This is a genomic window from Streptomyces beijiangensis, assembly GCF_017315755.1.
Lineage (GTDB): Bacteria > Actinomycetota > Actinomycetes > Streptomycetales > Streptomycetaceae > Streptomyces > Streptomyces beijiangensis.
Genome location: NZ_JAFLRJ010000900.1, coordinates 1 through 737 on the forward strand (window position 1 = coordinate 1; position 737 = coordinate 737).

Annotated in this window: 1 protein-coding gene; it reads left to right on the forward strand. The window is 69.5% G+C overall.

Annotation, left to right across the window (positions count from 1 at the left end; genetic code table 11):
- The first annotated feature begins 173 nt into the window (after positions 1–173).
- Positions 174–728, forward strand: a complete 555-nt coding sequence (locus tag J0695_RS39775; protein WP_206969709.1) for a P-loop nucleotide/nucleoside kinase family protein — start codon at positions 174–176, stop codon at positions 726–728.
- Positions 729–737: the final 9 nt, after the last annotated feature.

The window sequence follows — 737 nt, forward strand, 5'->3', positions numbered from 1 at the left end:
GTACGGCCGCCCGGGCGGCCGCGGCCGCACACGCAACGACGAGTACCGCGCCTATCGCGACCGCCGCGACTCCCAGAACCGCTTCGAGCGCCGCTACCGCCGGGAGCACAGGGGTTTCGGCACCGGGCAGGCGGGTGGCAGGCGGCAGGACGACCGCAAGTAATCTCCTCGCGGTGAATACCGAGCCCGAGCGCACGTTCCTGATCATCTCCGGCCTCCCCGCGAGCGGAAAGACCACCCTGGCCAACAGCCTTGCTCCGCAACTCGGTTGGCCCGTCATCGACAAGGACACCATCCTGGAGTCGCTCTACGACGCCCTGGGCGTGGGCGACGCCACCTGGCGCCACCGGCTCAGCCGCGCCGCGGACGACGTGCTCTTCGCGCTGGCCGAATCCCTTCCGTACGCGATCCTGGTGAACTGGTGGCACCACACCTCGGCCCCGCAACGTCTGGCCACCCTCAACGCCCGACTCATCGAGATCCACTGCGACATCGACCCCGCGACGGCGGCCCACCGCTTCCACGCACGCACCCGCCACCCGGGCCACCTGGACGCCGACCCCGCCCCTGAGGAACTCGCGGCCCGCATCGCCACGGTCAAGGCGACGTATCCGGGGCCGCTCCGACTGGGGGGCTTACTGCTGAGGGTCGATACGACGGGCCCGGTAAACACGACCGATGTCCTGCACCAACTCAAACTGCCGGCCCGTCCCATACGTCGTTTCTGAATAGCCCTG